The 646-nt window shown below is 61.9% G+C and carries 2 rRNA genes; both read right to left on the bottom strand.

What is annotated here, in order from left to right:
* Positions 1–96, bottom strand: a 23S ribosomal RNA gene (locus ACH34S_RS41955); the annotation flags it as partial.
* 434 nt (positions 97–530) lie between these two features.
* Positions 531–646, bottom strand: a 16S ribosomal RNA gene (locus tag ACH34S_RS41950); the annotation flags it as partial.

The raw sequence follows: 646 nt of genomic DNA, 5'->3' as shown, positions 1-646 counted from the left end.
CTGGTTGCCGACTCCCCGAGGCATATCGCAGGCTCCCACGTCCTTCATCGGCTCCTGATGCCAAGGCATCCACCGTATGCCCTAAAAAACTTGAACACACAAAACGATCAAAACAAATCGCAGATAAGAACCATCAACCCCACCCCTCCGAAAAGGAGCAGAGCATCAAGCCCTCACCAGAGATGCTCGCGTCCACTGTGCAGTTCTCAAAAAACAACCGGGCCCACCAGCACCCCACCCCCGGTCAGAGGATGGGGCGTCTGGTCCCGCAATCCGAGGTCACCGGGCGAAGCCCGTTTCCTCAGGACCCAACAGCGTGCCCAGCCCCCCACACGCCCGAGGCCGTCGTTCCCACTCCCCACTGGACCGAGGTCCAGAAGGCGGTACTTGCCGGCTCACACGCGTGGTGAGCTGAATAGCCAGTGCTCCACATCTATGAGCAGCCACCTGACGGACATTCGCCGTCAACGGCGGCCACCGACCGGGCTCTCCCCGCAAGGGGGCAGCTCGGCCAGTTGTGTGCTCCTTAGAAAGGAGGTGATCCAGCCGCACCTTCCGGTACGGCTACCTTGTTACGACTTCGTCCCAATCGCCGGCCCCACCTTCGACCGCTCCCCCCACACAAGGTGGTTGGGCCACGGGCTTC

The sequence above is a fragment of the Actinomadura sp. 3N508 genome (assembly GCF_044326375.1).
Classification (GTDB): Bacteria; Actinomycetota; Actinomycetes; order Streptosporangiales; family Streptosporangiaceae; genus Spirillospora.
The sequence above is the reverse complement of the archived record's forward strand: the minus strand, read 5'-3'. Positions and strand labels throughout refer to the sequence as shown.